Raw genomic sequence first — 20,059 nt, forward strand, 5'->3', positions numbered from 1 at the left:
TAGAGTCATGAGTGAGCATCCATGGATTCAAGAGCTGCTGCAAATCGGCGGCAAGGAAGGGCAGTTCAGTGAAAAGCAGCTGAAAATTTTGGAAGCCGCAGTGGAAATGTTTGCCGAAAAAGGCTATGCGGCGACTTCCACGAGTGAAATCGCCAAAAAGGCCGGGGTGGCGGAAGGCACGATCTTCCGCCACTATAAGACGAAAAAAGACTTATTGTTGGCGATCGTCACGCCGACATTGTTTCAGTCCGTCGCCCCGTTTTTGGCGAAAGAGTTTGTCCGTGAAGTGTTTGACAACGAATATGAGACGTACGAACAGTTTTTGCGCGCGGTGTTTTCCAATCGCTACGCCTTTGTGAAAAAGTATTTGCCAGCGATTCGTGTGCTTTGGCAGGAGCTCGCCTTTCATTCCGAGATTAAACAGTGCTTTCAACGCGTGTTTACAGAGCACGTGTATCCAAAATTCGCCCGCATTGTCCGCCATTTTCAAGAGAAAGGGGAGTTGGCCGAGCTGCCGGTTGATTCGGTCATCCGCTTGACGATCACATCGCTCGCCGGCTTTTTGGCCGCCCGCTTTCTCCTTTTGCCTGACCACAATTGGGACGATGAGGCGGAAATGGAGCGGACGATTCACGTGTTGATGAACGGTCTGCGGCGCTAACCGGCCGGCTTCCGCACTGAAGCCGGCCTAGCTGTTTTTCTTAGCATAATCGAGGATGGCTTTCGTAAATTGTTTGAAATCATCAAGATGGTGTTCGACGATGGCTTGCAAGATGCCAAGGTTCAGTTGTTGATAGTCGTGAACGGCGATGTTGCGGAATCCGACCATGGCCTTCATGTTTTTGCTTATGGCAGGAGAGATTACGCCGTACTCTTCAAGGAGGGCGAACGCATCGCGGCTATGCTGCGGCAATCCGAATTTCTGCTCGGCCACAATATGCATGGCCAAATCGATGCATGCCTCGCACGCCCGCTGTAAATTCAGAACGATCGAATCTTGTTTTGTGTAATTTTGTAAATTTTTTGGATCGCCGTTATATTCTTCACGAATTCGTTTCAGGCAGCGTTCGATCACGCTGATCTTGTTTAAAATGACATCACTTTTCATATATGCTCCCGCTTTCCGTAATTTGTTTTAACACCGGTGCTCTCTCTTCGTTTAGTTTCACATACATTTTCAATGTTTTCATTTCGAACTCAGCCCGTTTCCGCTCGTCGCGGCAATCAATGGCTTTTCCCGTCGAGACGACTTGCGCTTGAAACACGGTGCTGGCTTGGCGCAAATCGACAAGATCGACATCTCGCCCTAACTTGTCAGCCAAATGCCCCGCGAGCCGAAACAGCTCATACGGATCATGCGGTTCGCCGTCGCTGACAAAGGCGATATCGACATCACTGTCCGGGCGCATCGCCCCACGGGCGGCTGAACCGAACAGGTAGATGACGAACGGGTGAAGAGCCGGGCGGAGCGTCTGAATGATGATCGTCTCCATTTCGTTTGGCAATCGCGATACCCCCTTGCGTTTTTCTTCATTATAGCAAAATCTTATTGTTCTTGGCGAAAAGACGGAAAAAGAAAAAGGGATGGCGATGATGCGCCAATCCCTCTGAGCGAAAGAAGCAGGGGCTGATTGATTCATTTCCTCCTTACATACAAACTTCGGGGCGGCTCTTTTTGCTGCTCTTCCCTAAAACACTTCCTCACCCCGAAAACGGGATGGGGCGATGTTCGAGTCATTCGGGTGATGGATGATATAGGTGTGCGCGTTGGTCGTTAAGCCACAATTAGGCGATTTCCGCCACAATGGCATTGTCCTTGACATCGATACGGATCGCACGCACCGATTGATCCGCGTCAAGCAGGCAGTCGGCGATGTTGTCTTCGACATGCTCTTGGATGACGCGGCGGAGCGGGCGGGCGCCGAAGGCCGGATGGTAGCCGAGTTCGGCCAGTTTTTCTTTCGCCGCTTCCGTCACTTCGAGTTCAATGCCTTGTTCGCGCATCGCCGCTTTGACGTCGGCGAGCATCAAGTCGACGATTTGAAGCAAGTGCGCTTTTTCAAGCGGCTTGAACTCGATGATGGCGTCGAAGCGGTTCAAAAATTCCGGCTTGAAGTAAGCGTTCAAGGAGTCGAGCACGCTTGATGCGCCACCGCTTTGTTTTTCAAAGCCGACGGTGATTTTTTTGTCGGTCACCCCAGCGTTGCTTGTCGCGATGATGACCGTGTCTTTGAAGCTGACGGTGCGGCCTTGGCTGTCGGTTAAGCGGCCGTCTTCCAAAATTTGCAGGAAGATGTGCTGTACATCCGGGTGCGCTTTTTCAATCTCGTCGAGCAAGATGATGCTGTACGGATTGCGGCGCACTTTTTCCGTCAGCTGTCCGGCTTCTTCAAAGCCGACATAGCCCGGCGGCGAACCGATCAGCTTCGAGACCGAATGTTTCTCCATGTATTCGCTCATATCGAGGCGAATCATGGCGTCTTTTGTGCCAAACAGCTCTTCAGCGAGCGTTTTGGCGAGCTCCGTTTTCCCGACGCCGGTCGGGCCGACGAACAAGAACGAACCGATCGGGCGGTGTTTCGCTTTCAAGCCGGCGCGGTTGCGGCGGATCGCTTTGGCGACTTTTTTCACCGCTTCCGCTTGGCCGATCACTTTTTTCGCCAAGTTTTCTTCGAGATGTTTCATTTTTTCTTTTTCATCGGCTTGCAGTTTGCCGACCGGGATGCCGGTTTTCTCGGCGATGATTTGTTCGATGTCGGCGGCATCGACGACAGGGCGTTCTTGGTTGACGCCTTGCTCGAGTTGTTTTTCGAGCTTCAGCTCTTCAGCGCGCAGTTTCGCCGCCAGTTCATAGTTTTCCTCTTTCGCCGCTTGTTCTTTTTCTTTCGCGATTTGGATCAATCGCTCTTGCAGTTGCTTTTCATCGGTCGGGCCGAGGCGCAAGTTCGCTTTCGAGCCGGCCTCGTCAAGCAAGTCGATCGCCTTGTCCGGGAGGAAGCGGTCTTGAATGTAGCGGTGCGACAATTTCACGCACGCTTCGATCGCCTCGTCCGTATAGCGGACATGATGGAATTGTTCATATTTTGGCTGAATGCCTTTTAAGATGGCGATCGCTTCCTCAACGGTCGGCTCGTGGACGATGACCGGTTGGAAGCGGCGCTCAAGAGCCGCGTCTTTTTCAATTTGCCGGTATTCTTTGAGTGTCGTCGCCCCAACGACTTGCAGCTCGCCGCGGGCAAGCGCCGGTTTTAAAATGTTGCCCGCGTCCATCGAGCCTTCAGCGGCTCCAGCACCGACGAGCAGATGGATTTCGTCAATGAACAAGATGATGTTTTTCCGCTCTTGCAGTTCGGCGATGAGCCGTTTCATCCGCTCTTCAAACTGGCCGCGGATGCCGGTGTTGGCAACAAGCGAAGCGACGTCAAGCAAGTACACTTCTTTGTTCAACAGTTTTTCTGGCACTTGCCCTTCGGCAATTTTCAGCGCCAGCCCTTCAACGATGGCCGTTTTCCCGACGCCCGGCTCCCCGATCAACACCGGGTTGTTTTTGTTGCGGCGGTTTAAAATTTCCATGACGCGCGCAATTTCTTTGTCGCGGCCGATGACCGGATCGATCAAGCCCGCTTTGGCCATTTGCGTCAAGTTGCGGCCAAACTGATCCAAAAATCCGCCGCTATGGCTTTGCGGGCGTTTCGCCATCGTTTCTGGCGAGCTCATCCCCGCGTTGGCGGCTGTGAACGGGCTAGTAAAGAAGTCATCAAAGGAAAACGGCGAAAAGCCGAAGTTCATCATCGGAATCGACAATTGTTGTTTTTGTTTTTCATAGCATTCATGGCACAGGTGAAGTTGTTGTTTTTCACCGTTCCATTGCAAGTTGACAAACACCGTTGCTTCACGTTGTTGGCATGCTTGGCAGCGCATGAAGCATACCCCCTTTTCCATTATTCAGGTTTTGACTTTGACTTTCTTTGACTTTCTGACTTTATTATACTTTGACCTTTTTTGACTTTCAAGTGTTTTGTACAAAAAAATTGTGATAACGATGAAATGTTTTTGAAAAAATGGTGAATACTAATGTAGGTGCGGCAAAGCTATGATAAAGTGAAAAACAGAAAAAGAGGCGGAAAAGACTCCGTCTTTGGTGCTGACGATGATCATGAATTTGAAGGAAAAAGGAGAAAGGTGAAGATGAGAAGACATGTTGGTTTCGCGTTTGCTGTTGTACTTTTGGGGATGATGATCATGGCTGCTTGTACAAATCACAACAAGCAAGCCGAGACGCCGGCCGTGCTTGAAGTGAAAATGGATGTTCCGGATCACATCGATTTGAACAAACCGACCAAGCTCGCCTGCGTCGTGACGTACGGCGGTGAAAAAGTGGACGATGCGAGCGAAGTCAAGTTTGAAGTATGGAAACACGGAAGCAGCGAGCGGGAAATGCTTGAAGCGAAGCATGACGGCGATGGCCGCTACTCGGTGGAAAAAACATTTACCCAAGCGGGAACATATTCGGTCGTCGCCCATGTGACGGCGCGCGATATGCATAACATGCCGAAAAAAGATATTGTCGCCGGCAACCCGGAACAGGCGGCGACGGCCGACGGTGCGCGCGAAAATTCCCAAGGCAGTGCTGAAGAAAATCATCATGGCGCCGTCGCCATTTCGCTGTCGTCCCGTTCGTTCGAAGCCGGAAAACCGGCGGCATTGACCGTTCACCTCACCAAAGATGGGAAGCCGTTTACGAACGCCACCGTTCGCTTTGAGATTTGGCAGGCGGACAATAAGCATGAATTTGTGGATGCAGATGAAAAAGGAAACGGCGAATACGAAGCAATGGCCACGTTTGCCAACAAAGGAACGTATTCGGTGAAAGTGCACGTCGAAGGAAGCGGCGGGCTGCACGAACATCAAGTCGAACAAGTGACGGTTCAGTAACGAAGGATGCCGAGGGAGGCATCCTTTTTTTCTACTCGTCTTTCTTGTCCGCTGCGGACATATATATGGAAGTAAAGCAACGGACAAGGAGAAGGAGAGGGCAGTCAGTGAAGAAGAAAGCGGAATGGTCGGAAGCATGGCAAATCGCCGCTGTTTACGTCGGCACGGTGATTGGAGCGGGATTTGCGACTGGCAGGGAAATTATTGAATTTTTTACCCGCTACGGAATGGCTGGGACGATCGGGGTGGCGGTCAGCGGCGTTTTGTTCACATGGGGCGGCGCGCGCCTGATGGTGATGGCGCGCCGCATTGGAGCCGCGTCCTATGATGAATTGAATCGCTATTTGTTCGGAAGAATGTTGAGTCCGTTTGTGACGCTTGTGATGACGGTGATGATCGCGGGGGTGACGGCGGTGATGATCGCCGGGGCGGGTGCGGTGTTTGAAGAGCAGATCGGCTGGCCGAGGCAGGCGGGCGTCACGCTGACGCTCGGTTTGGCGCTTCTTGTCATGTTGTTTGACCGCAAAGGGCTGTTTGGCGTCAACGTGTTCGTCGCGCCGATGATGGTGCTGTTCAGCGCCATCGCCTTTGTGAAAACAATCGTGGCTGGCGATTTGTGCCGTCCGGACATGGCTGCGGTGGACTATTCCCTCAAGGCGATGTTGTCCCCGTTTTCCTATGCGGCCTTTAACTTGGCGATGGCCCAAGCGGTGCTTGTCCCCATCGCCCGCGAAGCGACCGATGAGCGAGCGGTGAGGCGCGGAGCGATGTTAGGCGGAATGGTGTTGACGGTTTTGCTGCTGTTGAACCATATGGTGCTGCTGTCGTTTCCACACAAGGACGATTATGATATTCCAATGGCCGAAGTCGTTCATACGTTTTTTACTGTGTTGTATTGGCTTTATGTCGTCGTCATTTACGGAGAAATTTTTACATCGGTCATCGGCGGCATGTTTGGGCTCGCACGTCAAGTGCGCGTTTGGGCGCCGCTTGGCGGGAAATGGCTGGGCGTGCTGCTCGTTTTGCTGTTTGCGGCGGTCAGCCCGTTTCATTACGGGGAGCTGCTGTCATTCATCTATCCGCTGTTTGGTTATATGAGTCTTGTGCTGTTGTGGCTTCTTTGGCGCCGGCAGCTGCCGCGCCGGTAAATGAGCCCTTTCGTTCCCCAAAGTTTTTTGGTGAAGGGGGACGAAAGGGCTTCGTTTCGTTATGAGTGGAAGCGGGCGATCATTTTTTCTAAATCGCGCGCTGCTGCAGCCAACGTGTCGGCTTCCCGAGCCAGCTGGTGAAGGGCGAGCGTTTGTTGCTCAAGTCCAGCCGCCGTTTCTTGCACCATGTTTGAAAAATCGGCGGCGACGGTGCGTACGTCTTCCATCAGTCCGCCGAGCTGCTCGCCATCGGCGGTGATGGCGTTAACATACGCTTCGTTTTGCTGAAGCAAGTCGTTCAGTTGGGCGAACATGCCTTGAAACGATGTGAACGTTTCCCCTGTTTTCCAAAGAGAGTCTTTCGTTGTTTCAACGCGGAGGCCGCTTCCTTGTACAGCTTGCACCGTTTCTTTGAGCGCGTTCGTCATGGCGTCGAGCGAAGCAAAAATTTCAGCGGCGAACGCGTTTGTATCTTCAGCGAGCTTTCGGACTTCTTCGGCGACGATCGAAAAACCGCGGCCCGCTTCACCGGCCCGCGCCGCTTCGATCGAGGCGTTTAGGGCGAGCAAGTTCGTTTGTTTGGCGATCGTGCGAATGGCGGCGATCATCTCATGAACGCGCGCTGCTTCATTGGCTGCTTTGTCGATGAGGGCAGTCATTTCGCCGATGCCGCGCTGCATCGCGTCCATGTTTGTTTTCGTTTCCTCAATGAGGCGGATGCCTTCTGCTGCTGACGACCAAGCGTCGCCCGCTTGCCGTACGACGCGTTCAACGGCGGCCCGCATGAGTTGCACGCGTTCCACCATCTGCCCGATGACGTCACCCGCTTGTTCGACAGCGGTCGTTTGTTGTTTCGCCCCTTCGCGGAACGTTTCAACAGCAGCGGCGATTTCGTCAAACGATTCAGAGAGGCGGCGCATTTCCAATTGTTGCTCATGGCTGACATCATGCACCGTTTTGGCCGCTTTGCCAAGCTCATTGATGATCGTGCGGATGCCGAGAATCATTTTGTTGATTTCGTAGGCGATTTGATGAAATTCATCCCGTTTTCCCGTCGTTTTCACTTCTGTCCGCAATTGACCCGAGGAGACAGTGCGGGTGACGCTGTACCAATGGCGAAGCTGGGCGGCAATGGCCCGATGCCAGGCGGCGCCAAGCCCAAGCCCAACCGCAGCGGCGCACAGCGCGGCAAAAACGGGCGGCGCCCCTGCGATGGAAGCGGCCAGCCCAACGGCTGCGGGCGCGATGGCGATGCTTGCCAACGCCCATTGCAAATACGGACGGTGCATGAGCCGCCCCATCCGCAAATTGATCCGCCTTCCGCCCGGCTCCGTCCAAAGCGGGCAACTGGCGTCAATCAACACTTCGCCTGTATCGCGTTCGTACACTTGCAAGAGCGGCTCGTTCGTGCGGGCGGCAGCCAGCCCGACCGGGTCGGCAAACACCCTTCCCTCGCGGAGGCGGTTCGTATGAACGAGTCCGTATCCGTTTTCATCGACAAGAACAAAATATTCATCATGGCCAAGCTGTTCATCCAACAAGGCGCGGATGCGGTCGAGCTGCTCTTCAAGCGGGCGCGTTCGGTCGATGGACCGCCGCAGTGCTTCCGCCGTTGCTGTTACTTTTTTTAACGCCTGTTTTGCCCGGCGCCGTTTCGTCAATTTGTTCATAGACGATTCTCCTTTTTTTATTTGTCTATTTTCAATAATATATAGAAGATTTTGTCGAATCAATAGGATGAAAGGGGGATGCATAAAAATATCGATCGATTGGAAGACTATGCCGTAAACGGAAAGGCGAGGGGATCATCGTGGGTTGGTTCTCGTTTTGGAAGAAAAAGAAAAAGCGCCCCGCACAGAGGAATCTTTCGCAACTTTGGGAAAAGCTTCGGCAATCGAGCGATTTTGTCGAAGTGTCGTTTGTTGTCGGAGGCAAGGAGCTGTCGATTTACTATTTCGATTCGCTCGTTGATCCGCAAGTGCTGCAAGAGCGGATTTTTTGCCATTTGCAAAACGACATTCCCCAGCATCCGAACGTCCGATTGGAAGACTTGCAGCAAATCGTGCCGATTCAGCGCATTGAAGTGAGCGAAGACACGGCGCTGATTGAAGAGAAGGTGCTGAAAGGGTTTGTCGCTGTTACATTCCGCGAGCAACCGAACAAAGCGGCGCTCATGGGCGCCGCGGCTGAAAATTTGGGGCTTCGGGAAAACAATGATTCGGAAAACGAATTCAGCGTCGTTGGGCCCAAAGTCGGATTTGTGGAAAATGTCGGCGTCAACTTGCATCTCATCCGCCGGCAAGTGGTGACGCCAAATCTTGTGTTTCGGGAAATGTCGATCGGTTCGATGTCGAAAACGAAAGTGGTCATCGCCTACATCGACGGTGTCGCTAATCCGGAAGTCATTCAAACGGTGACGCAGCGGCTTGAGTCCATTCATTTTGACGTCGTGTTTGACAACGCTATTTTGGATCAGCTGCTCGCGGACAATTCGCGGACACCGTTTCCTCTTTTTATCTCGACCGAGCGGATCGACCGGGCCATTTATGCGCTTGTGTCGGGGCAGGTGGCCATTTTTTGCGACGGCTCCCCGTATGCCGTGATTGGCCCCGCCGCTCTCTTCGATTTTTTTACGTCGCCGGAAGACTATTATTTGCCATGGGTGCTCGGTACGTTTTTCCGGCTCATCCGGTTTTTCGGCGTTGCGTTTTCGGTGTTGGCGTCGCCGATTTATGTGGCGGTGCTGACGTATCATTATGAAATGATTCCCGAAGACTTGCTCGGCCCGATCATTTATTCACGCTCGAACGTGCCATTTCCGCCGATGCTCGAGGTGCTGTTTTTGGAAATTACGATTGAGCTGTTGCGCGAGGCCGGGGCGCGGCTGCCGACGAAAGTCGCGCAAACGCTCGGAATTGTCGGTGGGATTGTCATCGGGCAAGCAACCGTTGATGCCGGGCTGACGAGTACGATTTTGTTGATTGTCGTCGCGTTGGCGGCGCTCGCTTCGTTTACAACGCCGATTTTCAAAATGTCCAACACGATCCGGTTTATCCGGTTCCCGTTTATTTTGTTTGCCGCTTTCTGGGGCGGGATCGGCATCATCTTTGCTGTCTGTGGACTGCTCATTCATTTAGGGCGGCTGCAGTCGTTTGGTTATCCGTATTTGCTGCCGTTTTATCCATTTCGTGTTCGCAGCTTCCGCGATACATTCATTCGTTCGCCATACAGTGAAACGGCGGAGCGGCCGATGTTTCTTCGTCCGCGGTCGCGGTTTCGTTACGATCCGAATGCGGCGAAGCAAAAACGCGATATTGATGAGTAAGGGGGATCATGATGAGGCGTGGGCTCGCATGGGTCGGTGCGCTGCTGTTGCTTGGCGGCTGCGTCAGTTCGCGGCCGATTGACGAAATTCAAATTATTCAACAGATGGGGTATGATTTCGAGAACGGCCGCTACACGGGCACTGCGGTGTACCCGACGTTCAAGCAAGGGCCGATGACAAAGCCGAATATGCTGACGACGACGTCGCCGACGATCTACGACTTGATTCCGCGCCTGTCATCGAAATCAGCGCTGCCGATTGAGGAAGGGCAGCTGCGCCTTATTTTGTTCGGCAAGGAGTTTGCTCGGCGGGGGGTGACGCAAATTACGCACAGCCTCGCGCGCAACAACAAAGTCGGCAGCCATTTGCTGCTTGGCGTAGCGGAAGAAAGCGCTAAGGAGCTGCTGAAAATCACGGCGAAAACGACGCTGAGCGATACGTTGTATTTGCCGAATCTTGTGGAGCAGAACGAGCAGTCGATGAACTTGCCGAAAACGAATTTGCACTTGTTTTTGTATCGCTATTTTTCCCCGGGGAGCGACCCTTTTTTGCCGTATTTTGAGAAAAAAGGAGATTTCGTCAAGCTTGAAGGGGTCGCGTTGTTTCGCGATGACCAATATGTCGGGCATGTAAGTTTGCGTGATTCGTTTTTAATGAAAATTTTGCTCGGGGAAACGAAAAACGGCGTCTACCAGCTGAAGGTTGGGAATCGCGGGAAACAGGGCGAGGATCGGGTGATGCTGCAAAACTTATGGGCGAAGCCGAAATATGAATGGAAGCGTGATGGAAGACGCCATGTGCTTGACGTGTTCGTCCATATCCATGCGTCGGTGAGGGATTACCCGTCATGGCTCGATCAGCCGGGAGGTGATTTGTTTGCTGATGTGAAGAAAAAGATGCAAAACGAATTGGAGCATAATATGCGCCGGTTATTCCACTATTTTCAGAAAAAACGGATTGACCCGCTCGGCATTGGCGATTTTGTTCGCAGCGTGACAAGACATTGGGATTCCGACGCGTTTTACCGCGAATACCCGGATCTAGACATCCGCCCGCACGTCACGGTGGATATCGTCCATACAGGCATTGGCGAATAAGACGGGGAACATGAGGAGGGATTAGGATGAAGCAGGCCATTCAGGAACGGTTTCTCATCTCCCCGTTTCTTGTGTTTTTTGTCATTCACGCTACGCAAGTTGGGGTCGGGGCACTCAATTTTCAGCGTCCTCTGATGAAAGAGGCGGGGCAGGATGCCTGGATGGTTGTCTTGCTGGCCGGGCTGGCGGCGCACGTGTTGATTTGGCTGATGTATCGGCTGCTGTCGCATTCTCCATCAGGCGGAGACCTCGTGTCGCTTCATGAACAGTACTTCGGGCGGTGGATCGGCGGGGTGCTGAGCCTTGGACTTCTTTTTTACTACGCGTTGGCGGCGTTTATGGTGCTTCAATCATACATTGAAATCATTAAAGTATGGGTGTTCCCGTTGATTGGGGTGTGGCAGTTCAGCCTCGTGTTTTTGCTGCTGACGTATTATGCCGTCTCCGGCGGGTTTCGCGTCGTTGTCGGCTTATGCGTTTGGGGGGTGGTGATTCCGCTGTTGACGATTTTTCCGATGGTTTTCTTTCCGCTTGAGTATGCTCAATACCGGAACTTATTGCCGGTGTTCGACCATTCGTTTGGGCAATTGGCAAAAGCATCGAAAGAGATGGTGCTGCAATATTTAGGGTTTGAAATGCTGCTTATGTATTACCCGTTTTTAAAAAATGCTCCGTCCTCGCAAAAGTGGGCGCATGCGGCCAACGCGTTTACGATGTTCATTTATTTTGTTTTGATCCTCATTTCCGTCGTGTTTTATAACAAAGAGCAAATCCAGCATATTACATGGCCGACGCTGACGCTGGCCAAAATTCCAGAAGTGCCGTTTATCGAGCGGATGGAATACATCGTCATCTCGATTTATGTGCTTGTCGTGGTTCCGATCATCACGCTCTCGGTTTGGGCGGCGACGCGGGTTGTGAAACAGCTGTTTGCCGTTCAGCAACGCCGTTCGCTTCCAGTGTTGCTCGCTTGCTTGTTTGTCGGGACGCTGTTTTTCCAAGAGAAGACAGACATTGAGCAGTTGACGCAATGGACAGCGAAGGCAGGGTTTTATCTTGTCGCGGTGTATGTTCCGCTCCTGTATGTGTACGTATGGATGGCGGAAAAAGTGAAAAAGGCGCTACAACAAAAGCCATAAGTATGGTATAGTAAATAGAGAAAACAGAAGAATCACAATTCCGTACGCTTGTACGGGAGAGGTTTCTAGCAAAACCCTCTATAAAAAACTAGGGACGGCTGTATCCTAGGGGTATGGCCTTTTTTGTTTTGGAAACCTCTTCTTCTGCTGATTCAGAAGGAGGTTGATCATGATGAAGATGAATGAAGAAAAGGCGGTCGTCGTCTTTAGCGGCGGCCAAGACAGCACGACGTGTTTGTTTTGGGCGAAAAAACAGTTTGGTGAAGTGGAAGCGGTGACGTTTGACTACGGCCAGCGCCATCGCCGGGAAATTGACGTCGCTCAAGCGATCGCTGACGAGCTTGGCGTCCGCCATACAGTGCTTGATTTGTCGCTTCTCGGGCAGTTGGCGCCGAACGCCTTGACGCGGCGCGACATTGCCATTGAACAAAAGAAAGGCGAGCTGCCGACGACGTTTGTGGACGGACGCAATTTATTGTTTTTATCATTCGCTGCCGTGTTCGCCAAACAGCGGGGCGCGCGCCATATTGTGACTGGAGTGTGCGAAACAGATTTCAGCGGCTATCCGGACTGCCGCGATGTGTTTATCAAATCATTGAACGTCACGCTGAATTTAGCGATGGATTACGAATTTGTCATTCATACGCCGCTCATGTGGCTGACGAAAGCGGAGACGTGGAAGCTCGCTGATGAGCTCGGGGCGCTCGAGTTCATTCGCACGAAGACGCTGACGTGCTATAACGGCATCATCGCCGACGGCTGCGGCGAATGCCCAGCATGTGCGCTGCGCAAGCGCGGGTTGGATGAATATTTGCGGGAAAAAGCGGAGGTGGAGTCGCGATGATGCATCAGCTCTATCCGCAGGTGGCGCATCATTACCGCTATGAGTTGAACAAAGATATGCACATCGCCGCCGCCCATTTCATCCCGCACGAAGCGGCTGGGAGTTGCGCAAACGTGCACGGCCACACGTACATCGTCAATGTGACGGTCGCCGGCGATGAGCTCGATGAGAGCGGTTTTTTAGTCAATTTTCAAACGTTAAAACAGCTCGTTCATCGCAAGCTGGACCATACGCTGCTCAACGACCATAGCGATTGGTTTGACGGTCATGACCCGAATCGGTTTCCGACGTCGGAAGTGGTGGCGCGCACGATTTATGAAACGATTCAGCGCTATTTGGATACGCTGCCGCACAAGCCGAAATGTTTGCAAGTGTTTGTCCGCGAAACGCCGACAAGTTATGTCGTCTACCGTCCGAAAGCGGGGGAGCGGTAATGGCGCGCACGATTCCGGTGTTGGAGATTTTTGGTCCGACCATCCAAGGAGAGGGAATGGTGATCGGCCAAAAGACGATGTTCGTCCGCACAGCCGGCTGCGACTACCGCTGCCGCTGGTGCGATTCGGCGTTTACGTGGGACGGATCAGCAAAAGACGAGATCGAGCAGCTGACGGCAGACGAAATTTGGCGGCGGCTTGAAGCCATTGGCGGCCGCCGCTTCCGCCACGTGACGATTTCAGGCGGCAACCCGCTTCTGATTGCGGCTCTTGGGGAGCTCATCGCGCTTCTTCATGAAAAAGGGATGCGGGTCGCGGTTGAAACGCAAGGGAGCCGTTGGCAGGATTGGCTGCTTGACATTGACGACGTCACTCTTTCCCCGAAGCCGCCAAGCTCGGGGATGGACACCGACTGGGCGGCGCTCGATCAAATCATTGAACGGTTGCAGGCTGACCAAAGCCGAGTGCGGCGCATCAGCTTGAAAGTCGTCGTCTTTGATGACGCCGATTTGGCGTATGCGAAAGAGGTGCACTGCCGCTACCCAAGTGTTCCGTTTTATTTGCAGGCAGGAAACGCCGATGTGGCCGATTCGGATGTGGATGCACTCCGTGCGAAGCTTTTCAGTCGGTTGGAATGGCTGGTGGAACAAGCCGCCGATTCGGAGGAGCTGGCAGACGTCCACATCCTGCCGCAGCTGCACACGCTTCTTTGGGGAAACAAGCGCGGCGTGTAAAGCGGGGTGCGGCGATTCGCCCGGCAATGAATAATGAGGGAGGAATGAACGAATGGCAGGAAGAAAAGAGGAAGAATTGAAAGACTTGACGCTGCTTGGCAATCAAGGGACAACGTATTCGTTTACGTACAATCCCAATCTGCTTGAAGTGTTTGACAACAAACATCCTGACCGGGATTATTTCGTGAAGTTCAATTGTCCGGAGTTTACGACGTTGTGTCCAAAAACCGGACAACCGGACTTCGCAACGATTTACATCAGCTACATCCCGGACAAAAAATGCGTCGAAAGCAAATCGTTGAAGCTGTATTTGTTCAGCTTCCGCAATCATGGCGACTTTCACGAAGACTGCGTCAACATCATTATGAACGATTTGATTAAAGTTATGGAACCGCGCTATATCGAAGTGTGGGGCAAATTCACCCCGCGCGGCGGCATTTCCATCGATCCGTACTGCAACTGGGGACGCCCGGGGACGAAATACGAAAAAATGGCGGAATACCGGCTGCTCAATCATGACTTGTATCCAGAAAAAGTCGACAACCGCTAGAGATAAAAAAAGAGGTAGTTTTTTCGCTCCAACTCCTATATAATGAACAATGAATGTTTGCCTTGGAGGTTTTGGCGTTGGAGCGAAGAACAGCTCTTTTGCTTGGAGCGAGCGGTTTGGTCGGCGGAGAGTTGCTGAAGCTGTTGCTGCAGTCGGATTTGTACCGCTGTGTGACGATTTTCGTCCGCACTCCGCTGCCGGTGGAACATGAAAAGCTGCAGCAAGTCGTCGTCGATTTTGCGCGGCTTGAATCGTACGAACGATATTTTTATGTGGACGATGTGTTTTGCTGCCTAGGGACGACGCGCAAAAAGGCGAAAACAAAGCAGCAGTTCATTCAAGTCGACTATGAATATACGCTGCGCGCCGCGGCGCTGGCGGAAAAGTGCCGTGCGAAAAGCTTTTTGACCGTCTCTTCGGTCGGCGCCAACCCGTGCTCGCCGTTTTTTTACCAGCGAGTCAAAGGAGAGACGGAAGAGGCGTTGCAGCGGCTTTCCATTCCGTCGCTCCATATTTTTCGTCCGTCGCTGCTTGTCGGCAAGCGCCGGGAGTTCCGCCTTGGCGAAGCGTTAGGCGGGTGGTTGTTATGCCGTCTTCCGTTTTTGTTCGTCGGCAAATGGAAAAAGTATAAGCCGGTTGACGCCCATCAGCTTGCTTTGGCGATGTTTTACCGGGCGGCGTCAGCAACGAGCGGCGTCCATATCTATGAATGTGATGAACTCGCCCGCATTTCGTAAACAAAAAAGAGGCTCTTGGCAGCCTCTTTTTTATTCGATGATCTTATAGTTTTTATGATTGACGACTGTCCGTTCTTGCAAATCGAGTTCACGGTAGTTTTCCATATACGTTAAATCCACGATGACGGAGTTTTCATTCACCTTCTCCACAATGCCGCGCAGCCCATTTTTAAATTCGATAATATCTCCGACTTTCGCTTTTTTGATCATCATCATTCTCCTTTAATCAAAATGATGGACGGACCGCTCAAGCGAACGGCCGCGGGAATCGAGGCTTGCCTGATTCCGTCGCCGCTCCCCGGTCGGCGGGGATTAGGCGCTTTTTTACTAGTGTGCCTTATTTTTATGCGCAAGTAAAGAGATTTATTTCCTAAATATTTAAAAAAGGTGCCCTGAAAAAGAGTTTGGGCACCTTCCTTATGGGTGCATATATGCATCCAATATGCTCAAAAGACCATATATGGCGCCTCGCTTAGGAGAAAACGGTCTTTTAAGGCAGCCTATCCTTCTTTTACTTGGCGAAGACGTGGTTGCCGATGACGACGGTCACTGGACGCGAGCGCAGCCATTTGCTTTTCGCCGTTTTCGGATTATAGAAATAGAGCGAGCCGTTTCCTAAACCGCGAAAAGCAAGTGCTTCTTCAACGGCGCGGTATGATTCACGGTCGGCCGGTTCGTTGATCGATCCGTTTGCGACCGGCGTGAATGCATAATGGCCGCCAGAGCGCTCATAAATGACAGCGCGGATCGTATCCGGAAAATCCGGATGGTCGACGCGGTTGAGCACGACCGTTGCCACGGCCACTTTCCCGGCGTACGGTTCCCCTTTCGCCTCGGCATGGACGAGGCGAGCGAGCAAATCTTTCTCCGCCGCCGTGATGCCGGCATCAGGGATGACGAGTTTTTCACCAGGATATAGCCAATCGCCTTTGCGGTTTGTCTGCTGCAGTTGTTTCAGCGGCACACCGTATTGTTTCGCGATTTTCCAAAGCGTATCGCCGCGCTTGACGGTGTGGATCATCGCCGCATCGGCATGGCCGGCAAAGAAAAATATGCCGCACAACATAGCCGTCACCCATGCTTTTGCTTGTTTCATCCACATCCCTCCTTTTGTCTTGCAAACTCGCTACTAGAGTAACAAGGATCACGCGATGAGTCATTATCGAAATGATGGAAAAAACGCGCGAGGCATTGAAATGACTAGTTTCATAGAGAGGGATGGAAAATTCTCCGCGAGCAAAAACACCCGGCTTCCAGGACGGAAAGCCGGGTGTGAAGCCATGGGAACAGGAGCTTTTAGCTGCGTGGAGCATCCATATAGTGGTAAATAACGTGGCCGCCGCGCTGGGCGATGCCGCGAAATCGTTTGAAGTCGGGCTGTTTGACGAGCACGGCACGAAAAACAGGGAAGTCCTCTTTTTTCACCAACAGTTCGGAGATGATTCCGTTGCGCAATTCATCGATTTGCTTGGCCGCCAGTGCTTCATCCATCGCATGTCCCCCCAAGCGTTGATTCGGCATCGTCACCGTTATTTATCGTATCACAGACGACTGTTGGGTTAAATACCTATATTTTGGCCGGGCAAACACCCTTTGCTTGTTCTGACATACAATATGGGTGGGTACGCGCCCCGAGAATATAAGCAAGAAAGGGAGAGAACAATGAATCATTGGGATCCGTATATGAATGGTCCGTTTTCAACCTCTTCCGGCCATGACAATGAAGCCGGATGGATGGAGAATAACGTGCCGCCGATGGCTCCGCTATCGGCAACGACACCAAATGAAGCGACGCCGACTCAAGTGATGCCGATGGCGTATTATCCGCCGGCAGCGCCTTATGGCTATTGGTGTCCACCGGTTGCGCCGCCAGCGCCGCTTGTCAGTCCGGTCCATCTTGACAGTCCAGACAGTCCGGACAGCTCCGATATGATGCTGCCGGCGCCGCCGCTCGGTTTAGGAGCCGGGCCGAATATGGCCCATGCTTCCGTTTGGCCGATGGGTGGGAAAGAAAACACGCCGCCGATGACGCCTGATGACGCCGCTATTCCGTATGGCATGACGGCCCCGTATGCAGAAAACGTTCCCCCGGCTGGCAGCACGGCTCCCGTGGCCGTTCCTGGCACGCTGTCTGGAATGGCTGCTGGTGCAACACCAGGTTTCGTTCCTGGCGCACATCCGTATGCGCCGCTGTACTATCCACCGATGGCGCCGCAGCCGTATGCCCCGGTGATGCCGTATGGCTATGGCTATCCCGCTGCGCCGCTGCCTCCATATTATGGCGGAGGAACCCCGTATGCGCCTGGCTTTCCAATCTCGTATGGCCCCTATCGGTAAGATGCCAAAAAAGACCGCCGAATGGCGGTCTTTTTTACATCTGGAGCCGAGAAAATCCTCACTTCCATGCGTGAGCGCAAGTGGGGGATGAATCGGTATCTTTCCTCATCCACCTTTCTCTTGCATCAAGAGAACGAAAGGTATAAAATGGTCATGAATAGAACAAACGTTCCTTATCGTAGGAGGGAAGGCCATGCATAAAGCCTACCTCTTTCGGTTGGATCCCATCCGAAAGCAAACGGAGCAAAGGAAGGGAGAAGAGATTGCACATGAGCATGGAACAGAAAACAGCCATTGTCACCGGTGGAGCGAATGGGATCGGCAAGGCGATCGCTAGAGCATTCGCAAAACAGGGAGCGAACGTCGTGATCATCGACCGCGATATTCAAAACGGTGAAGCGTTCGCCGCGCAATTGCAATCGGACGGGTTCGAGGCGATCTTTGTGGCGGCGGATGTGCGGAAGGTGGACGATATTGAACGGTTTGTACAAGAAGCTGCCGGCCGCTTCGGCCGCATTGACTATTTGATCAACAATGCTGGCGTCTCACGCTGGAAGTCGCCGTATGAGCTGACGGTTGAGGAGTGGGATGACGTGCTGTCAACGAATTTGCGCAGCGCTTTTTTTGCTTCTCGAGAAGCAGCTAAATATATGCGCCGCAATGCAAAAGGCGGAGCAATCGTCAACATTGCCTCGACAAGGGCGCTCATGTCCGAGCCGAATTCCGAGGCGTACGCTGCATCGAAAGGCGGCCTTGTCGCTTTGACCCATGCGCTGGCGGTGTCGTTTGCGGATGATCGCATTCGCGTCAATTGCATCAGCCCCGGTTGGATTGAAACGGGCGATTATGGGCAACTGCGAGACATTGACCACCGGCAGCACCCGGCCGGCCGCGTCGGCAAACCGGATGATATCGCCCGCGCTTGTCTGTATTTATGCGATGAGGAAAACGATTTTATCACTGGGGTAAATTTGGTGATCGACGGGGGAATGACCAGGAAAATGATTTATATTGAGTAGGGAGCGGGCGTTTGTTAAAATAAACAAAATGGAGACGGTTTCAAAGGAAAAGGTGGGACGGAAAAATGAAAATCCGCAAAACGCCGGTGATGGACGGACAAGCTCCGGCTAATGTCTACATTTACGAAAATCGAAAAGAAGAATATATCGTGATTGCCATTCCGGCGCTTGAGTGGTCATTTTCGTTCGCCTATGAGGAAGAGGCGGAGGCGGTGGCCGAGCGGCTTGAGGCATCGCTAAAAAAGCGGCTTGACCATGAGCGCGCCGCCCTCTTGGCCGTGCGGTTGCTCGGCTGGGCGCGGGAAATGTAGCCTAGAGGGCGACCGTGGCTGCCGCGACTTTGCATGTTAGGGGTTCGATGACAACGTGGTCAACAAAACAAAAGTAATCGCAGTATATATCATAGGCAGCATTTTATGGATTGTCGCCACCGACACCCTGCTCAATATGCTGTCGATCAGCCGCGATGTATATATGGCGCTTGGCGCCGCCAAAGGGGCCGTGTTTATTTTGCTCTCGGCCATTTTTTTGTACCAGCTGTTAAAAAAGCGCGAGCAGCTGGAAAAGACCGAGGAAAATGAACAGCAGCTGCTTACGCTCATCAATTCGATGCCAGATTTCGTTTGCTTTAAAGACAGCGAGGGGCGATGGCTGCGCGTCAACGATTTTGGCCGGCGGCTGTACCGCCTCGAACAGATCGATTATATCGGGAAGACGGACCGCGAGCTTGGCGAGCTTGTGCCGTTTTTTAAAGAAGCGTTTGCGCAGTGCATTGCATCAGACCGCGAGGCGTGGGAGAGCGGAAAGGTGACGCGCCGCGAGGAGTCGTTTGCGACGCCGGATGGGGAAGTGAAGACGTTTGACGTCATTAAAGTGCCGCTCTTTGACGAAAACGGAGCGCGCAAAGGGTTGTTGACGATCGGCCGCGACATTACCCAGCAAAAGCTTGCCGAGGAGCTGCTCTTGAAAAAAGAAAAGCTGTCCGTCCTTGGCGAGCTGGCCGCCGGCATTGCCCATGAAATCCGCAATCCGCTCACCTCCATGAAAGGATTTATTCAGATGATGCAAGAAACGCGCGAAGTGAATGATCATTATATGCGCATTATGTTAAGTGAACTCGGCCGCATCAACCAAATTGTCAGCGAGCTGCTGGTGCTCGCCAAGCCGCAAAGCCACGATTATCGGCCGTTTTTGCTAGACGAGGCCATTTCGTATGTCATCAGCTTGATTGGCCATGAGGCGACGTTGAACAACGTTTCCATTTCCGTCCATAACACCGCTCCGAAAGCTTGTGTGTACGGCGATCAAAACCAAATTGTTCAAGTGTTGTTGAACGTTATGAAAAATGCCGTCGAAGCGATGCCTGATGGAGGAATTTTATACGTCCACGTTGCGGAAGGGGACGGGAAGATCTATGTCGATGTTGCCGACACCGGCGTCGGCATTTCGAAAGAGCGGCTGCAGAAAATCGGTGAACCGTTTTTCACTTTGAAAGAAAAAGGAATGGGGCTCGGGCTGACGACAAGCATGAAAATCGTTCAAGAACATAAAGGAACGATGCGGATCGAAAGCGAGGTTGGGAAGGGAACGACTGTTCATTTGACGTTTCCGTCCGGCGGCGTCAAAGCCGCAAACGGCCGGCAAAATGCGCTGTCATAACAACAGGCGTCCACGCAGAGCGAGGATGTCTGTTTTTTTTTTGGCTAACGTCTCAATCGATGGCTGATAGACAGTCGAGTTGCACGGCGGGCAGAGGCCGA

22 protein-coding genes are annotated in these 20,059 nt (G+C 52.6%); 15 read left to right on the forward strand and 7 right to left on the reverse strand.

Features of this window, described 5'->3' with window-relative positions:
- The first annotated feature begins 7 nt into the window (after nt 1–7).
- Nucleotides 8–661: a TetR/AcrR family transcriptional regulator gene (locus GT3570_RS04660; RefSeq protein WP_023634219.1), complete on the forward strand. Its 654-nt coding sequence runs from the start codon at nt 8–10 to the stop codon at nt 659–661.
- Nucleotides 662–688: 27 nt separating this feature from the next.
- Here the strand turns inward: GT3570_RS04660 and hepT are convergent, their stop codons facing one another.
- The 3 genes from hepT to GT3570_RS04675 form a co-directional block, all read right to left on the reverse strand.
- Entirely contained in the window at nt 689–1,108 is a 420-nt protein-coding gene (gene hepT, locus GT3570_RS04665; protein WP_062898499.1) for a type VII toxin-antitoxin system HepT family RNase toxin, read from the reverse strand.
- Complete coding sequence (gene mntA / locus GT3570_RS04670; protein WP_031212949.1) at nt 1,098–1,493, reverse strand: type VII toxin-antitoxin system MntA family adenylyltransferase antitoxin; 396 nt, start codon at nt 1,491–1,493, stop codon at nt 1,098–1,100. The genes hepT and mntA overlap by 11 nt, the downstream gene beginning before the upstream one ends.
- A gap of 292 nt (nt 1,494–1,785) precedes the next feature.
- Entirely contained in the window at nt 1,786–3,921 is a 2,136-nt protein-coding gene (locus tag GT3570_RS04675; protein WP_062898500.1) for an ATP-dependent Clp protease ATP-binding subunit, read from the reverse strand.
- A gap of 267 nt (nt 3,922–4,188) precedes the next feature.
- Here GT3570_RS04675 and GT3570_RS04680 point away from each other — a divergent pair, with 267 nt between their 5' ends.
- Nucleotides 4,189–4,935: a FixH family protein gene (locus GT3570_RS04680; protein ID WP_025039183.1), complete on the forward strand. Its 747-nt coding sequence runs from the start codon at nt 4,189–4,191 to the stop codon at nt 4,933–4,935.
- A gap of 107 nt (nt 4,936–5,042) precedes the next feature.
- Nucleotides 5,043–6,083 carry a YkvI family membrane protein gene (locus GT3570_RS04685; protein WP_023634222.1) on the forward strand — a complete coding sequence of 347 codons (1,041 nt, stop codon included), beginning with the start codon at nt 5,043–5,045 and terminating at the stop codon, nt 6,081–6,083.
- Nucleotides 6,084–6,142: 59 nt separating this feature from the next.
- Here GT3570_RS04685 and GT3570_RS04690 read toward each other — a convergent pair whose 3' ends face one another.
- Entirely contained in the window at nt 6,143–7,753 is a 1,611-nt protein-coding gene (locus GT3570_RS04690) for a methyl-accepting chemotaxis protein (RefSeq protein ID WP_062898501.1), read from the reverse strand.
- 140 nt (nt 7,754–7,893) lie between these two features.
- Here GT3570_RS04690 and GT3570_RS04695 point away from each other — a divergent pair, with 140 nt between their 5' ends.
- The 8 genes from GT3570_RS04695 to GT3570_RS04730 all read left to right on the forward strand — a co-directional run bounded on the left by GT3570_RS04695 (nt 7,894) and on the right by GT3570_RS04730 (nt 14,943).
- Nucleotides 7,894–9,408: a spore germination protein gene (locus GT3570_RS04695; RefSeq protein WP_062898502.1), complete on the forward strand. Its 1,515-nt coding sequence runs from the start codon at nt 7,894–7,896 to the stop codon at nt 9,406–9,408.
- 11 nt (nt 9,409–9,419) lie between these two features.
- Complete coding sequence (locus GT3570_RS04700; RefSeq protein WP_011230474.1) at nt 9,420–10,505, forward strand: Ger(x)C family spore germination protein; 1,086 nt, start codon at nt 9,420–9,422, stop codon at nt 10,503–10,505.
- A 26-nt stretch (nt 10,506–10,531) separates the two neighbouring features.
- On the forward strand, nt 10,532–11,644 hold the full coding sequence (locus tag GT3570_RS04705; protein WP_023634223.1) for a GerAB/ArcD/ProY family transporter: 1,113 nt from the start codon (nt 10,532–10,534) through the stop codon (nt 11,642–11,644).
- A 178-nt stretch (nt 11,645–11,822) separates the two neighbouring features.
- Nucleotides 11,823–12,488: a 7-cyano-7-deazaguanine synthase QueC gene (gene queC / locus GT3570_RS04710; protein WP_025039182.1), complete on the forward strand. Its 666-nt coding sequence runs from the start codon at nt 11,823–11,825 to the stop codon at nt 12,486–12,488.
- Nucleotides 12,485–12,922, forward strand: a complete 438-nt coding sequence (gene queD, locus GT3570_RS04715) for a 6-carboxytetrahydropterin synthase QueD (RefSeq protein WP_011230477.1) — start codon at nt 12,485–12,487, stop codon at nt 12,920–12,922. The genes queC and queD overlap by 4 nt, the downstream gene beginning before the upstream one ends.
- Nucleotides 12,922–13,656 (forward strand): 7-carboxy-7-deazaguanine synthase QueE, encoded by a 735-nt coding sequence (queE, locus tag GT3570_RS04720; RefSeq protein ID WP_011230478.1) that lies wholly within the window; start codon nt 12,922–12,924, stop codon nt 13,654–13,656. Before queD ends, queE begins: the two co-directional genes overlap by 1 nt.
- 52 nt (nt 13,657–13,708) lie before the next feature.
- Nucleotides 13,709–14,206, forward strand: coding sequence for a preQ(1) synthase (gene queF / locus GT3570_RS04725; protein ID WP_011230479.1), 498 nt, complete (start codon nt 13,709–13,711; stop codon nt 14,204–14,206).
- A gap of 53 nt (nt 14,207–14,259) precedes the next feature.
- Nucleotides 14,260–14,943, forward strand: a complete 684-nt coding sequence (locus GT3570_RS04730) for an NAD-dependent epimerase/dehydratase family protein (protein ID WP_014195299.1) — start codon at nt 14,260–14,262, stop codon at nt 14,941–14,943.
- A gap of 30 nt (nt 14,944–14,973) precedes the next feature.
- Here GT3570_RS04730 and GT3570_RS04735 read toward each other — a convergent pair whose 3' ends face one another.
- The 3 genes from GT3570_RS04735 to GT3570_RS04745 all read right to left on the reverse strand — a co-directional run bounded on the left by GT3570_RS04735 (nt 14,974) and on the right by GT3570_RS04745 (nt 16,434).
- On the reverse strand, nt 14,974–15,153 hold the full coding sequence (locus GT3570_RS04735; protein ID WP_013145942.1) for a YkvS family protein: 180 nt from the start codon (nt 15,151–15,153) through the stop codon (nt 14,974–14,976).
- 301 nt (nt 15,154–15,454) lie between these two features.
- The gene (locus GT3570_RS04740) at nt 15,455–16,039 is read right to left on the reverse strand and encodes a cell wall hydrolase (RefSeq protein ID WP_014195301.1); all 585 of its coding nucleotides are present in this window, start codon (nt 16,037–16,039) and stop codon (nt 15,455–15,457) included.
- Nucleotides 16,040–16,239: 200 nt separating this feature from the next.
- Nucleotides 16,240–16,434: a hypothetical protein gene (locus tag GT3570_RS04745; protein ID WP_011230483.1), complete on the reverse strand. Its 195-nt coding sequence runs from the start codon at nt 16,432–16,434 to the stop codon at nt 16,240–16,242.
- 171 nt (nt 16,435–16,605) lie between these two features.
- Here GT3570_RS04745 and GT3570_RS04750 point away from each other — a divergent pair, with 171 nt between their 5' ends.
- The 4 genes from GT3570_RS04750 to GT3570_RS04765 all read left to right on the forward strand — a co-directional run bounded on the left by GT3570_RS04750 (nt 16,606) and on the right by GT3570_RS04765 (nt 19,958).
- Complete coding sequence (locus GT3570_RS04750) at nt 16,606–17,280, forward strand: hypothetical protein (protein ID WP_011230484.1); 675 nt, start codon at nt 16,606–16,608, stop codon at nt 17,278–17,280.
- Between the two features lie 269 nt (nt 17,281–17,549).
- Nucleotides 17,550–18,299 carry an SDR family NAD(P)-dependent oxidoreductase gene (locus tag GT3570_RS04755; protein ID WP_023634225.1) on the forward strand — a complete coding sequence of 250 codons (750 nt, stop codon included), beginning with the start codon at nt 17,550–17,552 and terminating at the stop codon, nt 18,297–18,299.
- Nucleotides 18,300–18,364: 65 nt separating this feature from the next.
- Entirely contained in the window at nt 18,365–18,610 is a 246-nt protein-coding gene (locus GT3570_RS04760) for a YueH family protein (RefSeq protein WP_011230486.1), read from the forward strand.
- 55 nt (nt 18,611–18,665) lie between these two features.
- The gene (locus GT3570_RS04765) at nt 18,666–19,958 is read left to right on the forward strand and encodes an ATP-binding protein (protein ID WP_011230487.1); all 1,293 of its coding nucleotides are present in this window, start codon (nt 18,666–18,668) and stop codon (nt 19,956–19,958) included.
- Nucleotides 19,959–20,059 lie beyond the last annotated feature (101 nt).

It is taken from the genome of Geobacillus thermoleovorans, from assembly GCF_001610955.1.
GTDB lineage: Bacteria > Bacillota > Bacilli > Bacillales > Anoxybacillaceae > Geobacillus > Geobacillus thermoleovorans.

Excerpts from the sequence above, each read along its gene's own strand:
- GT3570_RS04750 (WP_011230484.1), top strand. The coding sequence starts at position 16,606 with ATGAATCATTGGGATCCGTATATGAATGGTCCGTTTTCAACCTCTTCC.
- GT3570_RS04740 (WP_014195301.1), bottom strand. The coding sequence starts at position 16,039 with ATGAAACAAGCAAAAGCATGGGTGACGGCTATGTTGTGCGGCATATTT.
- hepT (WP_062898499.1), bottom strand. The coding sequence starts at position 1,108 with ATGAAAAGTGATGTCATTTTAAACAAGATCAGCGTGATCGAACGCTGC.
- GT3570_RS04700 (WP_011230474.1), top strand. The coding sequence starts at position 9,420 with ATGAGGCGTGGGCTCGCATGGGTCGGTGCGCTGCTGTTGCTTGGCGGC.
- GT3570_RS04680 (WP_025039183.1), top strand. The coding sequence starts at position 4,189 with ATGAGAAGACATGTTGGTTTCGCGTTTGCTGTTGTACTTTTGGGGATG.
- queD (WP_011230477.1), top strand. The coding sequence starts at position 12,485 with ATGATGCATCAGCTCTATCCGCAGGTGGCGCATCATTACCGCTATGAG.
- GT3570_RS04735 (WP_013145942.1), bottom strand. The coding sequence starts at position 15,153 with ATGATCAAAAAAGCGAAAGTCGGAGATATTATCGAATTTAAAAATGGG.
- GT3570_RS04760 (WP_011230486.1), top strand. The coding sequence starts at position 18,365 with ATGAAAATCCGCAAAACGCCGGTGATGGACGGACAAGCTCCGGCTAAT.
- GT3570_RS04705 (WP_023634223.1), top strand. The coding sequence starts at position 10,532 with ATGAAGCAGGCCATTCAGGAACGGTTTCTCATCTCCCCGTTTCTTGTG.
- GT3570_RS04690 (WP_062898501.1), bottom strand. The coding sequence starts at position 7,753 with ATGAACAAATTGACGAAACGGCGCCGGGCAAAACAGGCGTTAAAAAAA.
- queF (WP_011230479.1), top strand. The coding sequence starts at position 13,709 with ATGGCAGGAAGAAAAGAGGAAGAATTGAAAGACTTGACGCTGCTTGGC.
- GT3570_RS04745 (WP_011230483.1), bottom strand. The coding sequence starts at position 16,434 with ATGGATGAAGCACTGGCGGCCAAGCAAATCGATGAATTGCGCAACGGA.
- queE (WP_011230478.1), top strand. The coding sequence starts at position 12,922 with ATGGCGCGCACGATTCCGGTGTTGGAGATTTTTGGTCCGACCATCCAA.
- mntA (WP_031212949.1), bottom strand. The coding sequence starts at position 1,493 with ATGGAGACGATCATCATTCAGACGCTCCGCCCGGCTCTTCACCCGTTC.
- GT3570_RS04675 (WP_062898500.1), bottom strand. The coding sequence starts at position 3,921 with ATGCGCTGCCAAGCATGCCAACAACGTGAAGCAACGGTGTTTGTCAAC.
- GT3570_RS04755 (WP_023634225.1), top strand. The coding sequence starts at position 17,550 with ATGAGCATGGAACAGAAAACAGCCATTGTCACCGGTGGAGCGAATGGG.
- queC (WP_025039182.1), top strand. The coding sequence starts at position 11,823 with ATGAATGAAGAAAAGGCGGTCGTCGTCTTTAGCGGCGGCCAAGACAGC.
- GT3570_RS04660 (WP_023634219.1), top strand. The coding sequence starts at position 8 with ATGAGTGAGCATCCATGGATTCAAGAGCTGCTGCAAATCGGCGGCAAG.
- GT3570_RS04730 (WP_014195299.1), top strand. The coding sequence starts at position 14,260 with ATGTTTGCCTTGGAGGTTTTGGCGTTGGAGCGAAGAACAGCTCTTTTG.